The sequence below is a fragment of the Enterobacter cancerogenus genome, from assembly GCF_019047785.1.
In the GTDB taxonomy this organism is placed as follows: domain Bacteria; phylum Pseudomonadota; class Gammaproteobacteria; order Enterobacterales; family Enterobacteriaceae; genus Enterobacter; species Enterobacter cancerogenus.
Map to the genome: position 1 here is coordinate 1,041,435 of NZ_CP077290.1, position 16,853 is coordinate 1,058,287.

The following is a 16,853-nucleotide window of genomic DNA, read 5'->3' on the forward strand; positions in this document are numbered from 1 at the left end:
TTCACGTTTCCCATTGCATACGGCCGTAATTCACGAAAGAATGCGCACGAAATTCTTTTCAACACAGTGGATTGATATGAAGGTACTGGTGACCGGGGCGACCAGCGGCTTAGGCCGAAATGCGGTCGAATTTCTGCGCAACAAAGGCATCAGCGTCAGGGCGACCGGTCGCAACGAAGCGATGGGCAAGCTGCTGCAAAAAATGGGCGCTGAATTTGTCCATGCCGACCTGACGGAGCTGGTCTCCTCTCAGGCCAAAGTGATGCTGGCCGGTATTGATACGCTGTGGCACTGCTCCAGTTTTACCTCCCCGTGGGGAACGCAGGAAGCGTTCGACCTCGCCAACGTGCGCGCCACGCGCCGTCTGGGTGAATGGGCCGTCGCCTGGGGCGTGCGTAACTTCATTCATATCTCTTCGCCGTCGCTCTATTTTGATTATCATCACCACCGCGATATTCAGGAAGATTTCCGTCCGGCGCGCTTTGCCTGTGAATTTGCCCGCAGCAAGGCTGCCAGCGAAGAGGTGATCGACCTGCTGGCGCAGTCAAACCCGCATACCCGCTTCACCGTCCTGCGTCCGCAGAGCCTTTTCGGGCCGCACGACAAGGTATTTATCCCGCGACTGGCGCAGATGATGCACCACTATGGCAGCGTGCTGCTCCCGCGCGGGGGCGATGCGCTGGTAGACATGACCTACTATGAAAACGCCGTCCACGCCATGTGGCTGGCCAGCCAGCCTGACTGCGATAAGCTGGTGTCAGGCCGGGCCTATAACATCACCAACGGCGAACCGCAAACGCTGCGCAGCATTGTTCAGCGCCTGATCGATGAGCTAAACATCCACTGCCGCATTCGCTCGGTGCCGTATCCGATGCTGGATATGATCGCCCGCAGCATGGAGCGCTTTGGCAATAAATCGGCCAGAGAGCCGGCGCTGACGCACTATGGCGTATCAAAGCTGAACTTTGATTTTACGCTGGATATTTCCCGCGCCGAGCGTGAACTGGGCTATAAGCCGGTGGTGTCGCTGGATGAAGGGATTGTGCGTACAGCCGCGTGGCTGCGGGATCACGGGAAATTGCACCGCTAGCCGGGTAGGCCAAAATACAGCATATTGCGGCCTGATGCCCTCCCCCCAACCCCCATGCACGAACCCGTAGGCCGGGTAAGGCGAAGCCGCCACCCGGCAAAATACGGCGCATTGCGGCCTGATGCTCCCCCCTGCCCTCATGCACGAACCCGTAGGCCGGGTAAGGCGAAGCCGCCACCCGGCAAAATACAGCGCATTGCGGCCTGATTCCCTCCCCCCTGCCCTCATGCACGAACCTGTAGGCAGGGTAAGGCGAAGCCGCCACCCGGCAAAATACGGCACATTGCGGCCTGATTCCCTCACCCTCTCCCACAAGGAAAGGATGTCAAAATAAAATAACAAAAGAAATTCGTGACAGAATACAGAATCATGCAATGAATGATACTTCGAGCGTGCATTATGACAGATATGATTATAATGATGAAAAACTGGAAGCCCTTTTGAAATAGGGAAATAAGTTAAAAGAAATAATGAATAACAATTGATACATCGAAATATTTATTTGGCGAATTTAACTGGGGCCGCCTATTTATAATAATTATAAATAGGCGGCCTTTTTAATTTTCTTTTTTATAAGTGGGAGCAAGATCACTATGATTATAGCATTCCTTATAAGATGATAATCTTATTAATTTCCAGGAGCGTAGTATGTATTATAGTGACGATATTATAAATAAAATTGGGTCAGACAAAGATTTGGCTATCAGATTAGATAAAGCAATGTCCGGAGTAAAAGATGGTTTTATCGATTACCTAAATAATCTTGGTGATGGAGCAACAAGACTGCTTTATTACACATCCTGCTTTACAGATAATTATACAGATGTTTGTAATCGGCTTTACCTTGAGGATAGGCGTTTTTTACTGGGTGCATATGAACTTGTCACCCATAGAGATATTATATTTAGAATGATAAAAATATATGTTTTATTAACACTTAAAAATAAAGACGAAAGTGAAGTAAATTATATATATAAGAAATTGGTTCCAATCACAACGCACTATTCAGTAATGCAAACTTCCAGACTAGCACTAATCTATTCTGTTGTTAAATATATTTGTTATGGCAACACAATGAATGCGGCTATACAAAGTGCGCTTATGAAAAAAATTGCGGGAAGAACAGGCACAGGGCTTTTTGTACTGAGTACATACGGGTTTGTTCAGAAAGCCTCTGAAAGTGCGAATAACTTAAAATATTTTCTCCCGCAATTTTATAATGCTTTATATGTTGAAAATCTGGAAATGATGTACTTCTTAATAGAACCAATAGTTTTGAGAGCAGGTTATCTAAATATAAGCACAGCATCAAATGACGATATAATAGATATTTTTAGAAAAATGGCTGGAAAATGAAAAGATTTATAAAAGAAATTTGCAGGCTAATTATTGAAGATTTTAAGCAGCAATTGAAAGCACTTTTAACGGTAGTTCTTATCATTTTATTATCATTTATACCTGTTAAGTTTATAGATGATCCTGTAGTCGCCATGAGAGTAGTTGGATTAATTGTCGTAGTTGTTCTCTATTTTTCATTTTTTTATGAGAGAAAAAAATAAATGTCTATACCAGCACATATCTGGCTTACCGATGAAAATAACTCCCCTTTAACTGGTGAATGTTTAATGCCGACACGATTGGGTTCCACTGAGCTTAAATCATTCAATCACTCCGTATGGATTCCTGCCGATCATAATACAGGGAAACTTACTGGAACACGACTTCATGTTCCTGTCACATTTGAAAAAGAAATTGATCGCCTCACACCAATTTTATTTCGGGGTTTATGCCAGGGTAGAATATTTAAAGAGGCGATAATCAAAATGTACAGGATTAATGACGCAGGGATAGAGGTGGAATATTTTAATATAACCCTGGAGAATGTGAAAATCACAAAGATTTCTCCCGTTTTATTTCCATTAGGGATCGCAAGTAAACATATGGAAGAAATTGAGATCCGTTATGAATCAATTGAATGGAAATACACCGACGGAAATATACTGTACAAGGATTCGTGGAACGAAAGAGTGACAGCATAAAATTAAAAACGGCAACCCGAAGGTTGCCGTTTGTGATTACAGAGCCGTCCAGGCGTCGGACCATGCCAGGCCTGCACCTGGTTCATAGTACGTCGGAGAGTTGTTACACCAGCCGCTGTACGGGAACGGTTTGCACTGGAACAGTTTACCGTGGTTGTTCACGATATCCCCTTCCTTGTACTTATCGTTCGCACTCCAGCCTGGGTAAGAACCGGATGTGCCTTCATCAGATGGCGTCGCCGCTTTCGCTTTCACGTTCAGCAGGTAAGACGTGGTGCTGCTCAGTTCACCGTCGCTCACGGTCAGGCTAACTTCATACTGCTTCGCCGTCGCCGCTTCTGGCGCGGTAAAGGTTACGACTGCTTTGTCATCACCGGTCACGGTCTGGCCATCCTGGGAGCGCCAGGTGTAGGTCAGTTTGTTACCGTCTTCATCGGTGGACCCTTCCGCGCTCAGGGAAACCTGCGCACCGGCTTCTACCGCACCGATTGGGCCAGCAATCTGCGCGACAGGCGCGTGATTGACAACCGCCGGGGTGGTGTCTTCAGATGGCGTGGTATCGTCGGATGGCGCTGGCGTCACGTCTTCAGACGGCACTGGAGCAGGCGTCACATCTTCAGATGGCGTCGGCGTTGGTGCTGGTGTCGGCGTTACGCTGCCATCAGCCGGGGTGCCGTCGTCGTTAACGATGTTAACTTTATAGAACTTCTGCACGCACTTGGTGTAGTCGCCCGCTTTGAAGGCGCTGAATGGCGTCTGGTAGCCCACCAGCTGGCACGCGTAGGTTGAGCCGCTTGGCGTATCCGGGCTCCATCCCCAGTCCTGCTCCCAGTAGATTTTCAGCGCGCCGGAGCCGCCTTCATCGAACTGTTTCATGTTAGCGCAGCCCAGTACTTCGTTTTCCGGGACCGGCACTTTCAGGTAGTTGGCGAACTCTTTGTAGTATTTGATACGGTTCTGCGACTGGGCAATCTCAGTCGGGCCGCCGCACTCAACGCCGCCGTTGATGATCTGCGTGGTCACGCCGAAGCCCGGCACCAGGCCGTTCGCTTTATCGTGATCGTTCGGCTGCCATGTTCCGTCGATAACCTGCAGCATGCTTGGTTTTGGCGGCTGTGGATAGGCGAAGAAGAAGATCGCACTCGCCAGGTTCAGCCAGGTGTCCGCCACCAGCTCAGGTTTGTCGAGCAGAGTACGCACGGTGCCGAACATGGATTCGGAGAACGGACCGTAGTTGTAGTTGTAAGACAGCTGCTTCGCGCCGCGGCCAAAGTAGCTCACGAAGTCGCCGTCTTTGTCTTTACCGCACGGCCAGGTCTGACCCTGCCAGACGTCCGGGTTACATTCGCCGTTATAGCCGCCCTTCTGCCCTTCGCTCCAGCCCATCTCACGCACGTAGACCAGCGCCTGACGCCATTCGGCTTCCGGACGCCAGCTTTCGTGACCGCCGGTTTCCTGCGCGAAGTGAGCAAACATGGTCGCCAGCTCTTTACGACAGATGGCGTCGCTGTCGCGGCCATCATTGTAGGTATCGCACAGCGCCGGGAATTTACCCACGGCCTTCAGGAAGTTGCTGTAGCTATACTCTTTGGCGCGCAGTGGGAACAGGTATTCCCAGTCGCTCTCTTTGAGAATGCTTTCAACGCGCTTCACGTTAGCAGGGTTAGTGGCTTTACCCGGTTCAATCTGCTCCACCAGGCTGTTATCCAGGGTGCGGATGGTCGCTTTCACCGACTGCATCAGGGGAAAGTTGGTCAGTTCCTGCTCTTTTTTTGCCAGGTCGCTGGCTTTGATGGTGTATGGCTCGCTGCTGGTTTCCTGCAGCATCGTTGCCTGAGCCATGAATGGAGCAATACATGCCCCAGCAACCAGTACGCTCAGTAATGTCCTTTTGGTCATCTTAAATAGTCCTGTTTATTTTCAGCAACAATGAGAATTACATTTCCGGCTTATGTATTAGTCCTTTAATAAATAAACCTGGAGATGCGGTCTTTTTCACTTTTTGAAACGCGCCTGACGGCACGCTTCAAAAAATAAAAATCAATCCTGATAATATCGGCTCGCTTTAATCTGCTGATATTTACGCCATACTTTATGGGCATAGATCATGCGCTGCGGATAATTCTCTTTTTTAAGCCCGGCGTTATAGGCTCCAACGGCTTCCCAGTTATATCCATAAACTTTGATCATGCCGGATAAAATGGATGCGCCGACCATAATCGAGGTACAAGGCTCAGCCATCAGGCGTCGCTCATCTATACCGCGGCGTTCAAGTTCACTAAAGTGCGAGCTGTTTATTTGCATCAACCCCACATCGCGGGTTCCGTCATGATTTTTGCCGACGGCGTAGGGATTCATTCCCGATTCAACTTTTGCGATGGCGTATAATAAATAGGGATCGACGTGATAATGATGTGCAGCGGTATCCCAGCAGTTCGCAAATACACTTTGGCTAAAAATCATCAACAACAATATTAGGCGTTTCATTATTTCACTCGCTTGATATGTACTCTCTTCTCCTTGCGCGTACCTGCTGACTTTAAAGAACTGGCTGCACCCAAAGCGGGAACAGCCAGTCATTGCGGGCGAACGTCACGCCCGCAATTTAAGGTTCAGAAGATTATTTGCAGTCTGTTGCTGCGCCTTCTTTCACCCATACATCGCTGTTGCCAGGTTTGTCGCCCTGCGTCCACCATTTCGCACGGTATACAGAACCCTGGTAGGTAGTGGTTTCGCCGCCGTTATAAACGACTTCCGCACGCCAGTTGAACTTCACGTTGCTGACCAGTTCCCAGGCTTCTGAACCGAAGCCAGGTTTGTCGCCCTGAGTCCAGTACTTCGCTTTCCAGACCAGGTTGTCAGAACTGACGGTATCGCCGCCGTTGTACACGGTGCTTGCGCTCCATGCTGCATATTTGCTGGCATTGGCATCAACAGGTGCATCACAGCTGCCGGTTGCGGAACCTTCGTCTGCCGGGGTCGTCCCTTCATCTGCTGGCGTAGTACCTTCATCAGATGGGGTCGTCCCTTCGTCAGCTGGCGTGGTGCCTTCGTCAGACGGGTTGGTATCTTCATCCGCCGGAGCCGGAGCGGCTTTAGGCGTTACGGTGACCTGGACGTTTGACTGCACGCTGGTTTTGCCGTCAGAGACGACAACGCTCAGGGTGTAAGACGATTCAGAGCTCACTTCTGGCGCGGTGATAGTGGCGTTCGCGGTGTCGGTACCGGTCGCGTTCATATCAGCCGGAATGCTCCAGGAGTAGGTCAGTGCATCGCCGTCCGGATCCGCAGCCTGAGCGTGCAGGGACAGAGACTGGCCCGCTTCCAGGGTCACGTTTTCCATCTGGTTGATCACCGGTGCCTGGTTCGCTTTAGGCGCTTTGTTCACAACCTGAACGTCAGCAGTGCTGGTCAGGCCTTTCGGATCTTTCACCGTCAGGCGGAAGGCCATGGACTGGTTGCTGGTCACCGCAGGGACGTTGAAGGTCGCTTTCTTGCTGGTGCTGTTGGTCAGCGTGACCGTAGAACCAGAAATCTGGGTCCATTTGTAGGTCAGCGCATCGCCGTCCGGATCGGTGGAGGCAGAGCCGTCCAGCGTCACGGTTGCCGGGCCTGTCACGGTCACGTCAGACGCAGAAGCCACTGGCGCATGGTTGGTCACCACAGGTTCATCGGAACCGGAAGAGCTGCCCAGCAGGCTTTCGTTCATGGCGTTCAGGATGTCGCCGTTGTCAGATTCGATGGACCATGCGAACAGGCCGCCGAGATCTTTGTTCAGGACATACTTACCTTTAGCGTTAACGGAACGCGCGTCATCGTACGTCACCAGCTCGCCGGTAGACTTGTTGAACAGGTATGGCGCTTCAGCGGTAGTATCGTATTTGTACTCCCAGCCTGGTTTGCCCTTCATGTCGTTTACGATGTTGCGGTAGTCAACGATGCCGTTTTCCCACGTGCCTTTGATTGCGCCGGTTGCAGTGCCGGTGAACGGATTGTCGCCGGTGTAACCGTGAACGCCCGTCCAGCCGCGGCCATACATTGCCGCACCCACCACGATCTTGCCTGGCTGTACGCCCTGCGCCAGCATCGCTTTAACCGCGTTGTCGGTGGTGTACGCTGTGTCAGGCTTGTAGGACGGTGCATACAGCGCCGTCTGGTGGCCCAGGTCGGTGTTGCTCCACGCGCCGTAGAAGTCGTAGCTCATCAGGAAGATGTAGTCCATGTACTGCTGAGCAGCTTTGTAGTCTACGTCTTCAATTTTGTCCCAGCCGGAGCCGATAGCAGAGGTCAGCTCGTACTGACGACCGGTTTCAGCGGAGAGGCCGTTCAGCATCTGGCGCAGATCGTGCATCAGCAGGGTGTAGGTCTCTTTATCAACCTGTGGGTTGCCGAGGGTCGCGTTCTCACCGCCGCCGCCAGGGAATTCCCAGTCGATATCCACGCCGTCGTAGAATTTCCAGGTCTGCAGGAATTCTTTAACGGAGCCAACGAAACGGTCACGCAGCACTTTGTCGTGCAGCTGGAAGAACGGGTCAGAAAGTGTCCAGCCACCGATGGATGGCAGAATTTTCAGGCCCGGATGCGCTTTTTTCAGCGCCATCATCTGACCGTAGGTCCCTTTGTACGGGTCGTCCCAGTTGGTCACGCCTTTCTGTGGCATCTGCAGCGCAGCCCACGGATCGTGGATCGCCACGGTGTAGTCCTGGCGGCCAGCACACGCGCGCTTCAGGGATTCCAGGGCGCCGGAAGAAGCCGCGCTGGCGTTAATGTTGTCGCCACACATTGGGATGAAGCCGTAAATGATGTGGTTCAGGTTATCAACCGGGATTTTATCAACCGGGAAACCACGATCGTACACGCCCCACTCAGGGAAGTAGGCGGCAACCACTTTGTTAGTGTGGGTGGCGAAGGCTTTGTTGTTTTCCTGCAGCGTCGTGGTAAGCGGCAGCAGGTGGGCACCGTCGGTATCCGCAACGATGATCAACTTGCTGGCGCTTTTGGTGCAACCGCTGTCGTTACAGAGTTCAACCTGCTCCTGATAACGGCCGCCTTTTTTCACTTTAAAGGTCGCAGAGCCTGCGGTGCTGCCTGCACCGGTCCAGACGGTTTTGCCGTCCAGCAGAACTTTCGCAGAGGTAGGCGCATCGCCGCTCCAGACGTTCCACTCAACTTTCACGTCTACGCCGTCTTTGTGGACTTTAAGCAGGCTGTTGTAGTCCTGTGCGGCCTGGTCAACTTCAACCAGCGCAAATTTGTCGTTGCCGCTGGTAAGAGACGGTGTGCCCGGAGCAGCTGCAAATACTGAGCTTGTTGCGGCAGCAACAAAGAGCGCCAGATATTTAGGCTTCAAAAATTTCATTTTTATTTCCTGATAAATTCATTCGTGAACGTAATTCACCATGTCTTCCTTAAAACATGGCATACTTTATTTACAACTAAACGACCCGTTACCAAAAACAATAATAATGTGCTGTATTCCTCCATAAAAAAACACAAGCCGCAATTCCGTGTAGCTTATGTTCTTTACGATACACATAAGGCAAAACAGATTCCTTCTGTTTGCTTATCGAAAAAGATTTAAAAAAAACTTGACCGTTTTTTTAGAAAGTGACAGAGAAAATTTGTCCTGCCATAACGGCAATGCCGGCGAACGCTAAATAAGGTCCGAAAGCAATTGTTTGGGTATTTTTATTCTGCGCAGCAAATACGAGATACCCAATAATACCGCTGAGCGCGGCCAGTAATTCAATTGTTGGCAGTGCCTGCCAGCCGCACCAGGCACCCAGCGCCGCCAGCAGCTTAAAGTCACCGTATCCCAGCCCTTCCCGGCCGGTCGTCAGACGAAACGCCCAGTACAGCAGCCACAGCGACAGATACCCCGCTACGGCGCCAAAGAGCGCATCACGCAGCGGCAGGCCCGTTCCGCAGGCATGGACCAGCAATCCGGCCCACAGCAGCGGCTGCGTCAGGCAGTCTGGCAACAGCTGATAGCGCCAGTCGATCATCGCTAACGGCAGCAAAAACGCCGCCATCAGCCAGAGTGAAAACAGGTCCTGAAGGCCAGGAACGGCCCAGGCGGTGGTGCCGAAAAAGAGTGCGGTAATCAGTTCAATGAAAAAGAGGCGCAGCGGGATGGGGCGTCGACACTGGCTGCACCGTCCGCGCAGCAGAAGCCAGCTTACCAGCGGAATGTTTTCCCAGGCCGCCAGGGCGTGCTGACAGTCCGGGCAGTGCGAGGCGGGAAAAAGCAAATTGCCGCTCCCGTCCTCCTCCAGCACCATCGCCGGGACGCGCTCGGCCACCACGCCGAGAAAACTCCCGACTATCGCGCCTAACGCGGTACTCATCGCCGCAAACCCAATCGGGTAAACCTCCCGGATTGGCAGGAGCGTCATCATGCGTTCTTTTTCCAGGTAAGCTGAATCTCTGCCCGCACGTCGCTAAGATGATCGACAGGTTTCAGCGTCATCTTTTCCAGCCGGACGCCGGAGGTCTGGTTGATTTCCCGCAGCCAGTTTTTAAGCTCATACACGTTCACCCGGGGCACCACAAACGCCAGCGACTGCCCATCCTGATGCAGCTCCGTCAGGGAGAGATCAATCTCATGCGCGCTGCTTTCAATTACGCTGCGGGGATTATTGGTTTTAATCTGCTGCACCTGAAGATGGTTTTTATCAATTTCAGTGCGCATCCAGTTCAGCGTTTCCTGCTGGCGCGCCAGCGTTGATCGGCTATTTTGAATAATATTATCCAACGGGGTAACTCCTGCATAATAAACCACGGCGCAGAACAGGGTTATCGCTCCGGCCTTAAATAATGTTTTTTCGCGAGCTGAATAGTTTTGATAACGTGATTTCAGCTGCGCAATTCGCTCTTTCATTTAAATTTCCCTGTTATCATGGCGGTGTATGGCGCGTCCTTCGAAATAGGCTGTAAGGTAAAATCAAATTTCGTATTCGCCTGATTAATAAATTCCTGTAACGCTGGCTGGTTTTGCGCGCTGACGCTCAGCGTTAATGCATCCTGATTGCTGTCATATTCCAGCACGTCAATTTCCATCGCCGGGACTGTCTGCTTAATCTGCGCCAGCTCGTCGAGCTGCAGGAAGAATCCTTTGCGCTGCTTCTTAAGATTCTGACCAAAGTGGTACTTGATGTTGGTTTGCTGGCGCATGCTCGGGAAGTGGTGCTGATAAACCTCCACAATCTCCTGCTGCACGCGGTTTTCCTGCTGCACCAGTATCCATGCCATCCCCACGCGCGGCCCTAACAGCAGGCCGAGCGACAGAATGCCCATCGCCACCATCGCTCTTCTGAGGCTTTTTTCCACTTTCGCACTGGCGGCTGCGTCGCTGAACTCGCCGTGCAGAAGCGTGATGCGGCATTTCTCCCACAGGGGCTGGATCAGCACCAGCGGGTGCACCCAGGGCAGCGTGTCTGCGTCAACGCCGGCAGGGGCGTCGCCGTAACAGCAGATCTCCCCCTCGCCCGCTTTTTGCATCAGCAGCGAAACGAGGGTGGCATCCACCTCCGTTGCGGTGTGGTCGCTAAGCCGCAGCCAGTAGTTATCGTCCAGCGAAACCAGCGTACTGCCGCCCGCTGAAACGGGCAGCAGCCAGGCATCCGGCAGCGCCTGGATCACCTGAAGCCCGGCGTCGCGGCAGCGGGTCAGCCAGTGACGCAGACGCGTGGCGTCTATCGCCACCGCATCCACTTCGCGCCCTTTTTTGTGCAGCACCGTCCAGTGGAGATTATCCACGTCACCAATCAGCGTCTCTTCCGCCATCCAGGAGAACGCCGTCGCCTGCGAGGCCATCTTCTTTGGCAGCGTAAAGTGGCGGAAGATCATGTCGCTGGCGGGCAGCAGCAGGCAGACGCGCGCCGCCAGAGGATGATCCGCCAGGGTGGCAAGCGCCTCCAGGCTGTCCAGAGTACCCACCTCCTGACTACCGGATCCGCACCACCATATTTTCCCGTCCTTGCGGCTGTCGGGACGAATAAAAAGCACCTGTTTCATAGAGTTCGACTTTGGTTATTCAATCATTCGGTAACGACGTTGCCACGTCACGATCTCACCGGCTTCGTTATTGACCTGAAGCTGGCTCACCACGCGAAGCGTTAGCTCGTCAGTGTTGCCGGTATAGTTGACGCGGAAATATCGGCTATTAATGGCTATCAGTTCAGCCACCTGGGGCAAATCATCTTTTAGCTGCGGAAAATTCTGTTCCAGCGCTTTGCTGAACGTTTCCATGCTTTCCCATCCCTCTTCCGGACGGGCCTCAATCAGACGCCGGGCCTCTTCTTCGGTTAATTTCCCGGGGAAGAGCGCCGCGACTACCGCAGCCCGCGCCGGATCAAGGGTGTTGATGTCCACTTTGGTGGCCGTATCCGGCAGCGCACAGAGCAGTTTGCTGACCTTTGGCCACGCGGCGGCAGGAAACGCCGGCAGCTGCTTTATTTCCGCAATGGTGCGCATCATCTGGTTTGCCGGTTGCCGGGCGGGTATCACCCCAGCCCAGGCGTCGCTCTCCGCGCCCTCTTTCATCGTGGTCGCGTCACCGTCGAGATAATCCACCAGCTGCTGATACACCTCTTCGGCGTTCGCCTGGCTTAAGCCGCTTTCGGTGAGGAGTTGCTCAAGGCTCTTCTCTCTGCGCGGTTTTTCCGGCACGGCGGCCGCATCCGTCGCGGCGGGGGTTTTCTCCGCCGCCAGCAGGGTATTGACGTTAAAGCAGTCCTGCGCGTCCTCGACCTGGCCCACCACGGTGTAGTCATCGCCCTGGGTTTCCAGCGGCTGATGCCAGTCACCGTCGGGTGCCAGCGCTTTACTTTCGCCGCTCGCATCGGTCTGCAAACGGTCTTTTATCTCTTTTTCCTGCGCCTGAATGGCCCAGCGGATCTGCTGCTGGCCCACCTGATAATGGGTTTTTTGCAGGTTGCGGCAGAACTGCTGGCTGATTTTGGCGGCGAGCGCCGACATCATCACCAGCAGGATCAGCACCACCAGCAGCGCAACCCCTTTCTGTTTAGCGATGCGATTCATGGTTTGCTCCCGGGCACAGGCTGTGGCGCGACCGGCGGCGTTGCGCCGTTTGCAGGAACCTTGTCACCTGTCGGAGCAGGCGTTTCGCCGCCCTCTTTTGGCGCGACTTGTGGCGCAGGCAGATCCCCCGGGGTAGTAAACACCCAGCGCCAGGTATCGCCATTCTCCATTGTCAGCGTCGCCTCCACGCCATCAGGCTGATGGCCTGCATCCGTCCAGCTTTTCAGCCAGCCGTTGCGGTAGAAGCGCCACTCCAGGGATTTCACCTCGTTGACGATCGGCACCGCTTCCGGCTTGACGTCCGCCGGGCCGTCAATCGCGGGCCAGACGTCGCGATACAGCCGCCCCTCCTCCAGCCGCCAGCGCACGCGTTCCAGCTGAACCGTGCCGCTCACGCCGTTGAGCGTGGTCATCTCCAGGCCGTTGTCATCCTGGCGAAACAGATCCGGCTCGTTGCGCGGCGCGCGCGCCTGAAGCTGAAAGAAGTCGCGCTCCATCAGGCTCCAGGCGCGCTGGAGCTGGTTAAGCTTTGCCGCACTGGCGTCGGTCGCGGAGCTGGTCCGCATGGCACCGTCGAGAATTTGCCAGGCCAGCGTGCTGATCACCGCAAAGATGGTCAGGGCAATCATGATCTCCAGCAGGGTAAAACCGCGCTGGCGTCGCGTGTTGTTCACTTGATCTCTCCCGGCGGAATAATCTGCAGCGTGATGGCCGGCTGGCTTTCGTCGCCTTCGGCATAGACGCGGATCTCATTGGCCCATACACCATCGGCCTTCTTGATACGCTGCTTGCGCCAGTTCCAGCTGCGCCCGCCCATGGTCTCGGTTCCCTGCTGTTCGGCGTCGGGGAAATCGGATCGCGTGAGCTGCGCTTCCGCTAACTGGTTTTCCGCCACCCAGCTGGCCTGCAGCGTTTCGCCCAGACCCTGGGTGAAACGCACGTTAAGCGACACCGAGTTCATCAGCGCCAGCGCGGCGGTAGAGAAGATGACCAGCGCGACCATCACCTCCAGCAGGGTCATCCCCTTTTGCGTTCTCTTGCCTTTAGTCATCGTTCTCTACCGATACCGGAGCGGCACCCTGCGACACCACGCGGAAGCGGTGCTGCTTGTCATAACTTTGCAGCGACAGCGTGAAGCGGCCAATCTCGCCGTCAGGTAAAAACACAATCTGCGGATCGGCATCGATCGTGGCGGCCAGACGCTGCGGCGACAGAGAAACGTGCATCTCTTCGGGGAAATCACCTTTGGTCGTAATACGCCCTGCGGTTAACGGCACCCAGCGCTGTTCTGCGCTTTTAACGTCAAGCGTCACCAGCTGGTATTTATCCGCGGTAATCACTAACCCAACGATATTTCCATCCATCACCGCACGGTCAGAACCATAATCAACGAGGGCTTTTAACTGCTGGCCAAATATATCCGCACCGCTACGTGAAGGTATTGTCGACACCACCATCATGGCGCAACTGGCAAATATCACCAGCGCCAGAATAATTTCCAGCAGCGTAAACCCGCGTTGCTTATTCATTATTTCTCTTTTTTATCGAGAGACCAGTTAGTAATATCATCTGCGGTATTGGCTTCACCGTCAGGGCCTGCGGAAAATACGTCAACCGCGCCATGTTCGCCCGGGCTGACCATCAGATAGTCGCTGCCCCACGGGTCCTGCGGCAGGCGGCGAATATAGCCGTCAGCGCGATAGCCGTTCGGAATTGGCGCAATTTCAGGTTTGGTGACCAGCGCCTGCAGGCCCTGTTCGGTGGTCGGATAACGGTGGTTATCCAGCTTATACATATCCAGAGAGCCTTCGAGCGCGACAATATCGCTGGTCGCTTTTTGCGAGTCAGCTTTCTCTTTATTGCCCATTAAGTTCGGCACCACCATACTCGCCAGCACGCCGAGAATAACAATTACCACCATTAATTCGAGCAATGTGAAGCCCGCCTGGCGAGCCAGGTTTTTACGTTTTACAGCCATTATTTACCCTACCATGTTATTAAGTTGCAGAAGCGGTTGTAATATGGACAGCACAATGAATAAAACAATTGTCGCCATACTGACCACCAGCGCCGGTTCAAATACCGACAGTGTTAACGTAATTCGATGCTGCAGCGCCGACTCCTGGTTTTCCGCCGCGCGGTCCATCAAATTGCCTAATTCGCCGCTCTCCTCACCGGAGGCGATCATATACAGCATGGTCGGCGGAAAAAGCTTCGCCTGTTCCAGCGCGGCATACAGCGAGGCCCCCTGACGTACGGTATCCGCCGCCTGCTCCAGCACCTGCCGGGCATAGAGGTTTTCAATCCCGTCCATCGCGATGTACATCCCTTCCAGCAGCGGGACGCTACTGGCCTGCAGGATGCTCAGCGTGCGGATATAGCGCGCGCTGTTAATGGCGCAGACCAGCTTTTTAATCGGCGAACCGTTAACCAGCCAGCTGTGCCAGCGAAAACGATTTTTGACGTTTCTGACCCAGGCTTTGAAGCCGACAATCCCCCCGCCGATGCCGCCCGCGATATAAATACCGTAAGCCTGCAAAAAATCGCTCACTGCAATCAGCGTGCGGGTGGTGATCGGCAGCTGCTGCTTCATGTGGGTGAACTGTTCGATCACCTGCGGCACCACCGCCACCAGCAGAATGCTGATCACCGCGATGGCGACCACCGTCAGGGTGATCGGGTAGACCATCGCCTGCGTCAGCTTGCTTTTCATCTTCTGACGCTGCTCGTTGTACTCGGCCAGCTTTTCCAGCACGTCGCCCAGGTGACCGGTTTTTTCACCGGCCATCACCAGGGTGCAGTAAAGCTTGTCGAAGGTGCGCGGGAACTGGCTGAATGCGTCAAACAGCGTATGCCCTTCCACCACCTTCTCGCGGATCTCCACCACCATCGCCGCCAGCTTTTTGTCTTCCGTCTGTTTGGAAATCGCTTTGAGCGCGCTCTCCAGCGGCAGCGCCGCGTTGACCAGCGTCGAAAGCTGACGGGTGAACATCGACAGCACCGGCGTGGAAAGCTTCGTCCCGGTTTTGGCTTTTCCGGCCACCGCCGCTTCGCGCGTTTCGCTGATGCTCACCGGCATCAGCTTTTGCTCACGTAGCCACTGGCGAACCTGCTTTTGCCCTTCCGCCTGCAGCGTGCCGCGCTGGCTTTTGCCCGCCGCGTCCGTAGCCGTCCATGCGTAGAAGGCCATCAGACGTCTCCCCCGCGTTCGGCGGTGACGCGCATCACCTCTTCAAGGGAGGTCACGCCGCTAATCACCTTCAGCAGCCCGTTTTCACGCAGGCTGTAGGCCTGCTTAAAGAGCTGCGTTTCGATGGACATTTCGTCTTTATCTTCGTGAATGGCGCGGCGCATCGGCGTATCAACAACCAGGAACTCGTGGATACCCGCTCGCCCCTGATAGCCGCTCTGGCGGCAATGTTCGCAGCCAACCGCACGATAAATCGCCTTCGGTGGCGTGGGCATAAAGCTGAACAGCGCCTTTTCATTGTCATCCAGCGGACTGGTGGTGCGACAGTGGGTACACAGCCGACGCACCAGACGCTGGGCAATGACACCGAGCAACGATGATCCAATTAAAAACGACTCCAGCCCCATGTCGCGCAGACGCGTAATCGCGCCCGCGGCGCTGTTGGTGTGCAGCGTAGACATGACCAGGTGACCGGTCAGTGACGCCTGCACCGCGATTTGCGCGGTTTCACCGTCACGGATTTCCCCGATCATCACCACGTCCGGGTCCTGGCGCAAAATGGCGCGCAGCCCGCGGGCAAAGGTCATGTCCACGCGCGGGTTAACCTGCGTCTGTCCCACCCCTTCCAGCTCATATTCAATCGGGTCTTCAACGGTCAGGATGTTGCGTTCATGGCCGTTCAGCGCCGACAGTATGGCGTACAGCGTGGTACTTTTACCGGAGCCTGTCGGCCCGGTGACCAGGATAATGCCGTGCGGGCGGTCGATCAGCCCTTTTAACTTTTCCAGCTCCTCATCAATCAGCCCGAGCTTGTTGATATCCGGCTTCAGGTTGCTTTTATCCAGCAAACGCATGACCACGCGTTCGCCGTACTGTGATGGAATGGTCGAGACACGCACGTCGATGGCCTTGCGGCCAATGCGCAGCGAAATACGGCCATCCTGCGGCAGGCGTTTTTCCGCAATATCCAGTTTGGACATGACTTTAATACGCGACACCAGCAGCGGCGCGAGCTTGCGCGCCGGTTGCAGCACCGGGCGCAGCACGCCGTCAACGCGAAAACGGATGCTCAGGGTGCGCTCGAAGGTTTCGATATGAATATCCGAGGCCCCCTCTTTCACCGCTTCACCGAGAATGGCGTTGATCAGGCGGATCACCGGCGAGTTTTCGTCGTTATCCAGCAGATCCTCGTTGTCGGGGATCTCCTCGGTTAACGCCATTAAGTCGATGTCGGCATCCATATCGTCAACCAGCTGCTGCGACACGCCGCTGCTCTGCTGCCAGATTTTCGCCAGCAGCTCCTCGAACGCTTCCGGCGTCAGGGTGACGGGAACAAAGGACCGCCCCAGCACCCGACGCATCTCAAGCAGCGCAAACGCAGGCGCATCGTCACGGACATAGACGTCATCGTTATAAAACAGCACGCCGTTGTCTTTTGCGTAGCTACTGCTGCACAGGGTTTTGCTCAGTTCGTCCACGTTGCGCCTCCGCC

Annotated in this window: 17 protein-coding genes; 4 read left to right on the forward strand and 13 right to left on the reverse strand. The window is 54.4% G+C overall.

Features of this window, described 5'->3' with window-relative positions:
- The first annotated feature begins 76 nt into the window (after positions 1 to 76).
- The 4 genes from I6L58_RS04845 (at position 77) to I6L58_RS04860 (ending at position 3,129) form a co-directional block, all read left to right on the forward strand.
- Positions 77 to 1,090 carry an NAD-dependent epimerase/dehydratase family protein gene (locus I6L58_RS04845; RefSeq protein WP_088207909.1) on the forward strand — a complete coding sequence of 338 codons (1,014 nt, stop codon included), beginning with the start codon at positions 77 to 79 and terminating at the stop codon, positions 1,088 to 1,090.
- A gap of 648 nt (positions 1,091 to 1,738) precedes the next feature.
- Positions 1,739 to 2,446, forward strand: a complete 708-nt coding sequence (locus I6L58_RS04850; protein ID WP_088207589.1) for a hypothetical protein — start codon at positions 1,739 to 1,741, stop codon at positions 2,444 to 2,446.
- A complete protein-coding gene (locus tag I6L58_RS04855; protein ID WP_058610341.1) occupies positions 2,443 to 2,649 on the forward strand; it encodes a hypothetical protein in 207 nt (68 codons plus the stop codon). The genes I6L58_RS04850 and I6L58_RS04855 overlap by 4 nt, the downstream gene beginning before the upstream one ends.
- On the forward strand, positions 2,650 to 3,129 hold the full coding sequence (locus I6L58_RS04860) for an Hcp family type VI secretion system effector (protein ID WP_042319416.1): 480 nt from the start codon (positions 2,650 to 2,652) through the stop codon (positions 3,127 to 3,129).
- A gap of 36 nt (positions 3,130 to 3,165) precedes the next feature.
- Here I6L58_RS04860 and I6L58_RS04865 read toward each other — a convergent pair whose 3' ends face one another.
- From I6L58_RS04865 to gspE, 13 genes are all read right to left on the reverse strand, one after another.
- Positions 3,166 to 5,028 (reverse strand): glycoside hydrolase family 19 protein, encoded by a 1,863-nt coding sequence (locus I6L58_RS04865; RefSeq protein WP_088207590.1) that lies wholly within the window; start codon positions 5,026 to 5,028, stop codon positions 3,166 to 3,168.
- A gap of 141 nt (positions 5,029 to 5,169) precedes the next feature.
- Positions 5,170 to 5,616, reverse strand: coding sequence for a type III secretion system invasion protein IagB (iagB, locus tag I6L58_RS04870; RefSeq protein ID WP_042319413.1), 447 nt, complete (start codon positions 5,614 to 5,616; stop codon positions 5,170 to 5,172).
- Between the two features lie 133 nt (positions 5,617 to 5,749).
- Positions 5,750 to 8,488 carry a glycosyl hydrolase family 18 protein gene (locus tag I6L58_RS04875; protein WP_006174358.1) on the reverse strand — a complete coding sequence of 913 codons (2,739 nt, stop codon included), beginning with the start codon at positions 8,486 to 8,488 and terminating at the stop codon, positions 5,750 to 5,752.
- 241 nt (positions 8,489 to 8,729) lie between these two features.
- A complete protein-coding gene (locus I6L58_RS04880; protein WP_006174357.1) occupies positions 8,730 to 9,527 on the reverse strand; it encodes a prepilin peptidase in 798 nt (265 codons plus the stop codon).
- A complete protein-coding gene (gspM, locus tag I6L58_RS04885) occupies positions 9,524 to 10,009 on the reverse strand; it encodes a type II secretion system protein GspM (RefSeq protein ID WP_006174356.1) in 486 nt (161 codons plus the stop codon). Before gspM ends, I6L58_RS04880 begins: the two co-directional genes overlap by 4 nt.
- Positions 10,006 to 11,145: a type II secretion system protein GspL gene (gspL, locus tag I6L58_RS04890; protein WP_088207591.1), complete on the reverse strand. Its 1,140-nt coding sequence runs from the start codon at positions 11,143 to 11,145 to the stop codon at positions 10,006 to 10,008. The genes gspM and gspL overlap by 4 nt, the downstream gene beginning before the upstream one ends.
- Before the next feature lie 15 nt (positions 11,146 to 11,160).
- Entirely contained in the window at positions 11,161 to 12,171 is a 1,011-nt protein-coding gene (gene gspK, locus I6L58_RS04895; RefSeq protein WP_088207592.1) for a type II secretion system minor pseudopilin GspK, read from the reverse strand.
- The gene (gene gspJ, locus I6L58_RS04900; protein ID WP_088207593.1) at positions 12,168 to 12,845 is read right to left on the reverse strand and encodes a type II secretion system minor pseudopilin GspJ; all 678 of its coding nucleotides are present in this window, start codon (positions 12,843 to 12,845) and stop codon (positions 12,168 to 12,170) included. The genes gspK and gspJ overlap by 4 nt, the downstream gene beginning before the upstream one ends.
- A complete protein-coding gene (gene gspI / locus I6L58_RS04905; protein WP_006174344.1) occupies positions 12,842 to 13,222 on the reverse strand; it encodes a type II secretion system minor pseudopilin GspI in 381 nt (126 codons plus the stop codon). The genes gspJ and gspI overlap by 4 nt, the downstream gene beginning before the upstream one ends.
- On the reverse strand, positions 13,215 to 13,700 hold the full coding sequence (gene gspH / locus I6L58_RS04910; protein ID WP_006174343.1) for a type II secretion system minor pseudopilin GspH: 486 nt from the start codon (positions 13,698 to 13,700) through the stop codon (positions 13,215 to 13,217). The genes gspI and gspH overlap by 8 nt, the downstream gene beginning before the upstream one ends.
- Entirely contained in the window at positions 13,700 to 14,149 is a 450-nt protein-coding gene (gspG, locus tag I6L58_RS04915; protein WP_006174342.1) for a type II secretion system major pseudopilin GspG, read from the reverse strand. The genes gspH and gspG overlap by 1 nt, the downstream gene beginning before the upstream one ends.
- A gap of 3 nt (positions 14,150 to 14,152) precedes the next feature.
- Positions 14,153 to 15,361 carry a type II secretion system inner membrane protein GspF gene (gspF, locus tag I6L58_RS04920; protein ID WP_006174341.1) on the reverse strand — a complete coding sequence of 403 codons (1,209 nt, stop codon included), beginning with the start codon at positions 15,359 to 15,361 and terminating at the stop codon, positions 14,153 to 14,155.
- Positions 15,361 to 16,839 (reverse strand): type II secretion system ATPase GspE, encoded by a 1,479-nt coding sequence (gene gspE / locus I6L58_RS04925; protein WP_006174340.1) that lies wholly within the window; start codon positions 16,837 to 16,839, stop codon positions 15,361 to 15,363. Before gspE ends, gspF begins: the two co-directional genes overlap by 1 nt.
- Between the last annotated feature and the right edge of the window lie 14 nt (positions 16,840 to 16,853).

Excerpts from the sequence above, each read along its gene's own strand:
- I6L58_RS04875 (WP_006174358.1), bottom strand. The coding sequence starts at position 8,488 with ATGAAATTTTTGAAGCCTAAATATCTGGCGCTCTTTGTTGCTGCCGCA.
- I6L58_RS04865 (WP_088207590.1), bottom strand. The coding sequence starts at position 5,028 with ATGACCAAAAGGACATTACTGAGCGTACTGGTTGCTGGGGCATGTATT.
- I6L58_RS04880 (WP_006174357.1), bottom strand. The coding sequence starts at position 9,527 with ATGATGACGCTCCTGCCAATCCGGGAGGTTTACCCGATTGGGTTTGCG.
- I6L58_RS04855 (WP_058610341.1), top strand. The coding sequence starts at position 2,443 with ATGAAAAGATTTATAAAAGAAATTTGCAGGCTAATTATTGAAGATTTT.
- I6L58_RS04850 (WP_088207589.1), top strand. The coding sequence starts at position 1,739 with ATGTATTATAGTGACGATATTATAAATAAAATTGGGTCAGACAAAGAT.
- I6L58_RS04845 (WP_088207909.1), top strand. The coding sequence starts at position 77 with ATGAAGGTACTGGTGACCGGGGCGACCAGCGGCTTAGGCCGAAATGCG.
- I6L58_RS04860 (WP_042319416.1), top strand. The coding sequence starts at position 2,650 with ATGTCTATACCAGCACATATCTGGCTTACCGATGAAAATAACTCCCCT.
- gspK (WP_088207592.1), bottom strand. The coding sequence starts at position 12,171 with ATGAATCGCATCGCTAAACAGAAAGGGGTTGCGCTGCTGGTGGTGCTG.
- gspG (WP_006174342.1), bottom strand. The coding sequence starts at position 14,149 with ATGGCTGTAAAACGTAAAAACCTGGCTCGCCAGGCGGGCTTCACATTG.
- gspH (WP_006174343.1), bottom strand. The coding sequence starts at position 13,700 with ATGAATAAGCAACGCGGGTTTACGCTGCTGGAAATTATTCTGGCGCTG.
- iagB (WP_042319413.1), bottom strand. The coding sequence starts at position 5,616 with ATGAAACGCCTAATATTGTTGTTGATGATTTTTAGCCAAAGTGTATTT.
- gspI (WP_006174344.1), bottom strand. The coding sequence starts at position 13,222 with ATGACTAAAGGCAAGAGAACGCAAAAGGGGATGACCCTGCTGGAGGTG.
- gspM (WP_006174356.1), bottom strand. The coding sequence starts at position 10,009 with ATGAAAGAGCGAATTGCGCAGCTGAAATCACGTTATCAAAACTATTCA.
- gspL (WP_088207591.1), bottom strand. The coding sequence starts at position 11,145 with ATGAAACAGGTGCTTTTTATTCGTCCCGACAGCCGCAAGGACGGGAAA.
- gspF (WP_006174341.1), bottom strand. The coding sequence starts at position 15,361 with ATGGCCTTCTACGCATGGACGGCTACGGACGCGGCGGGCAAAAGCCAG.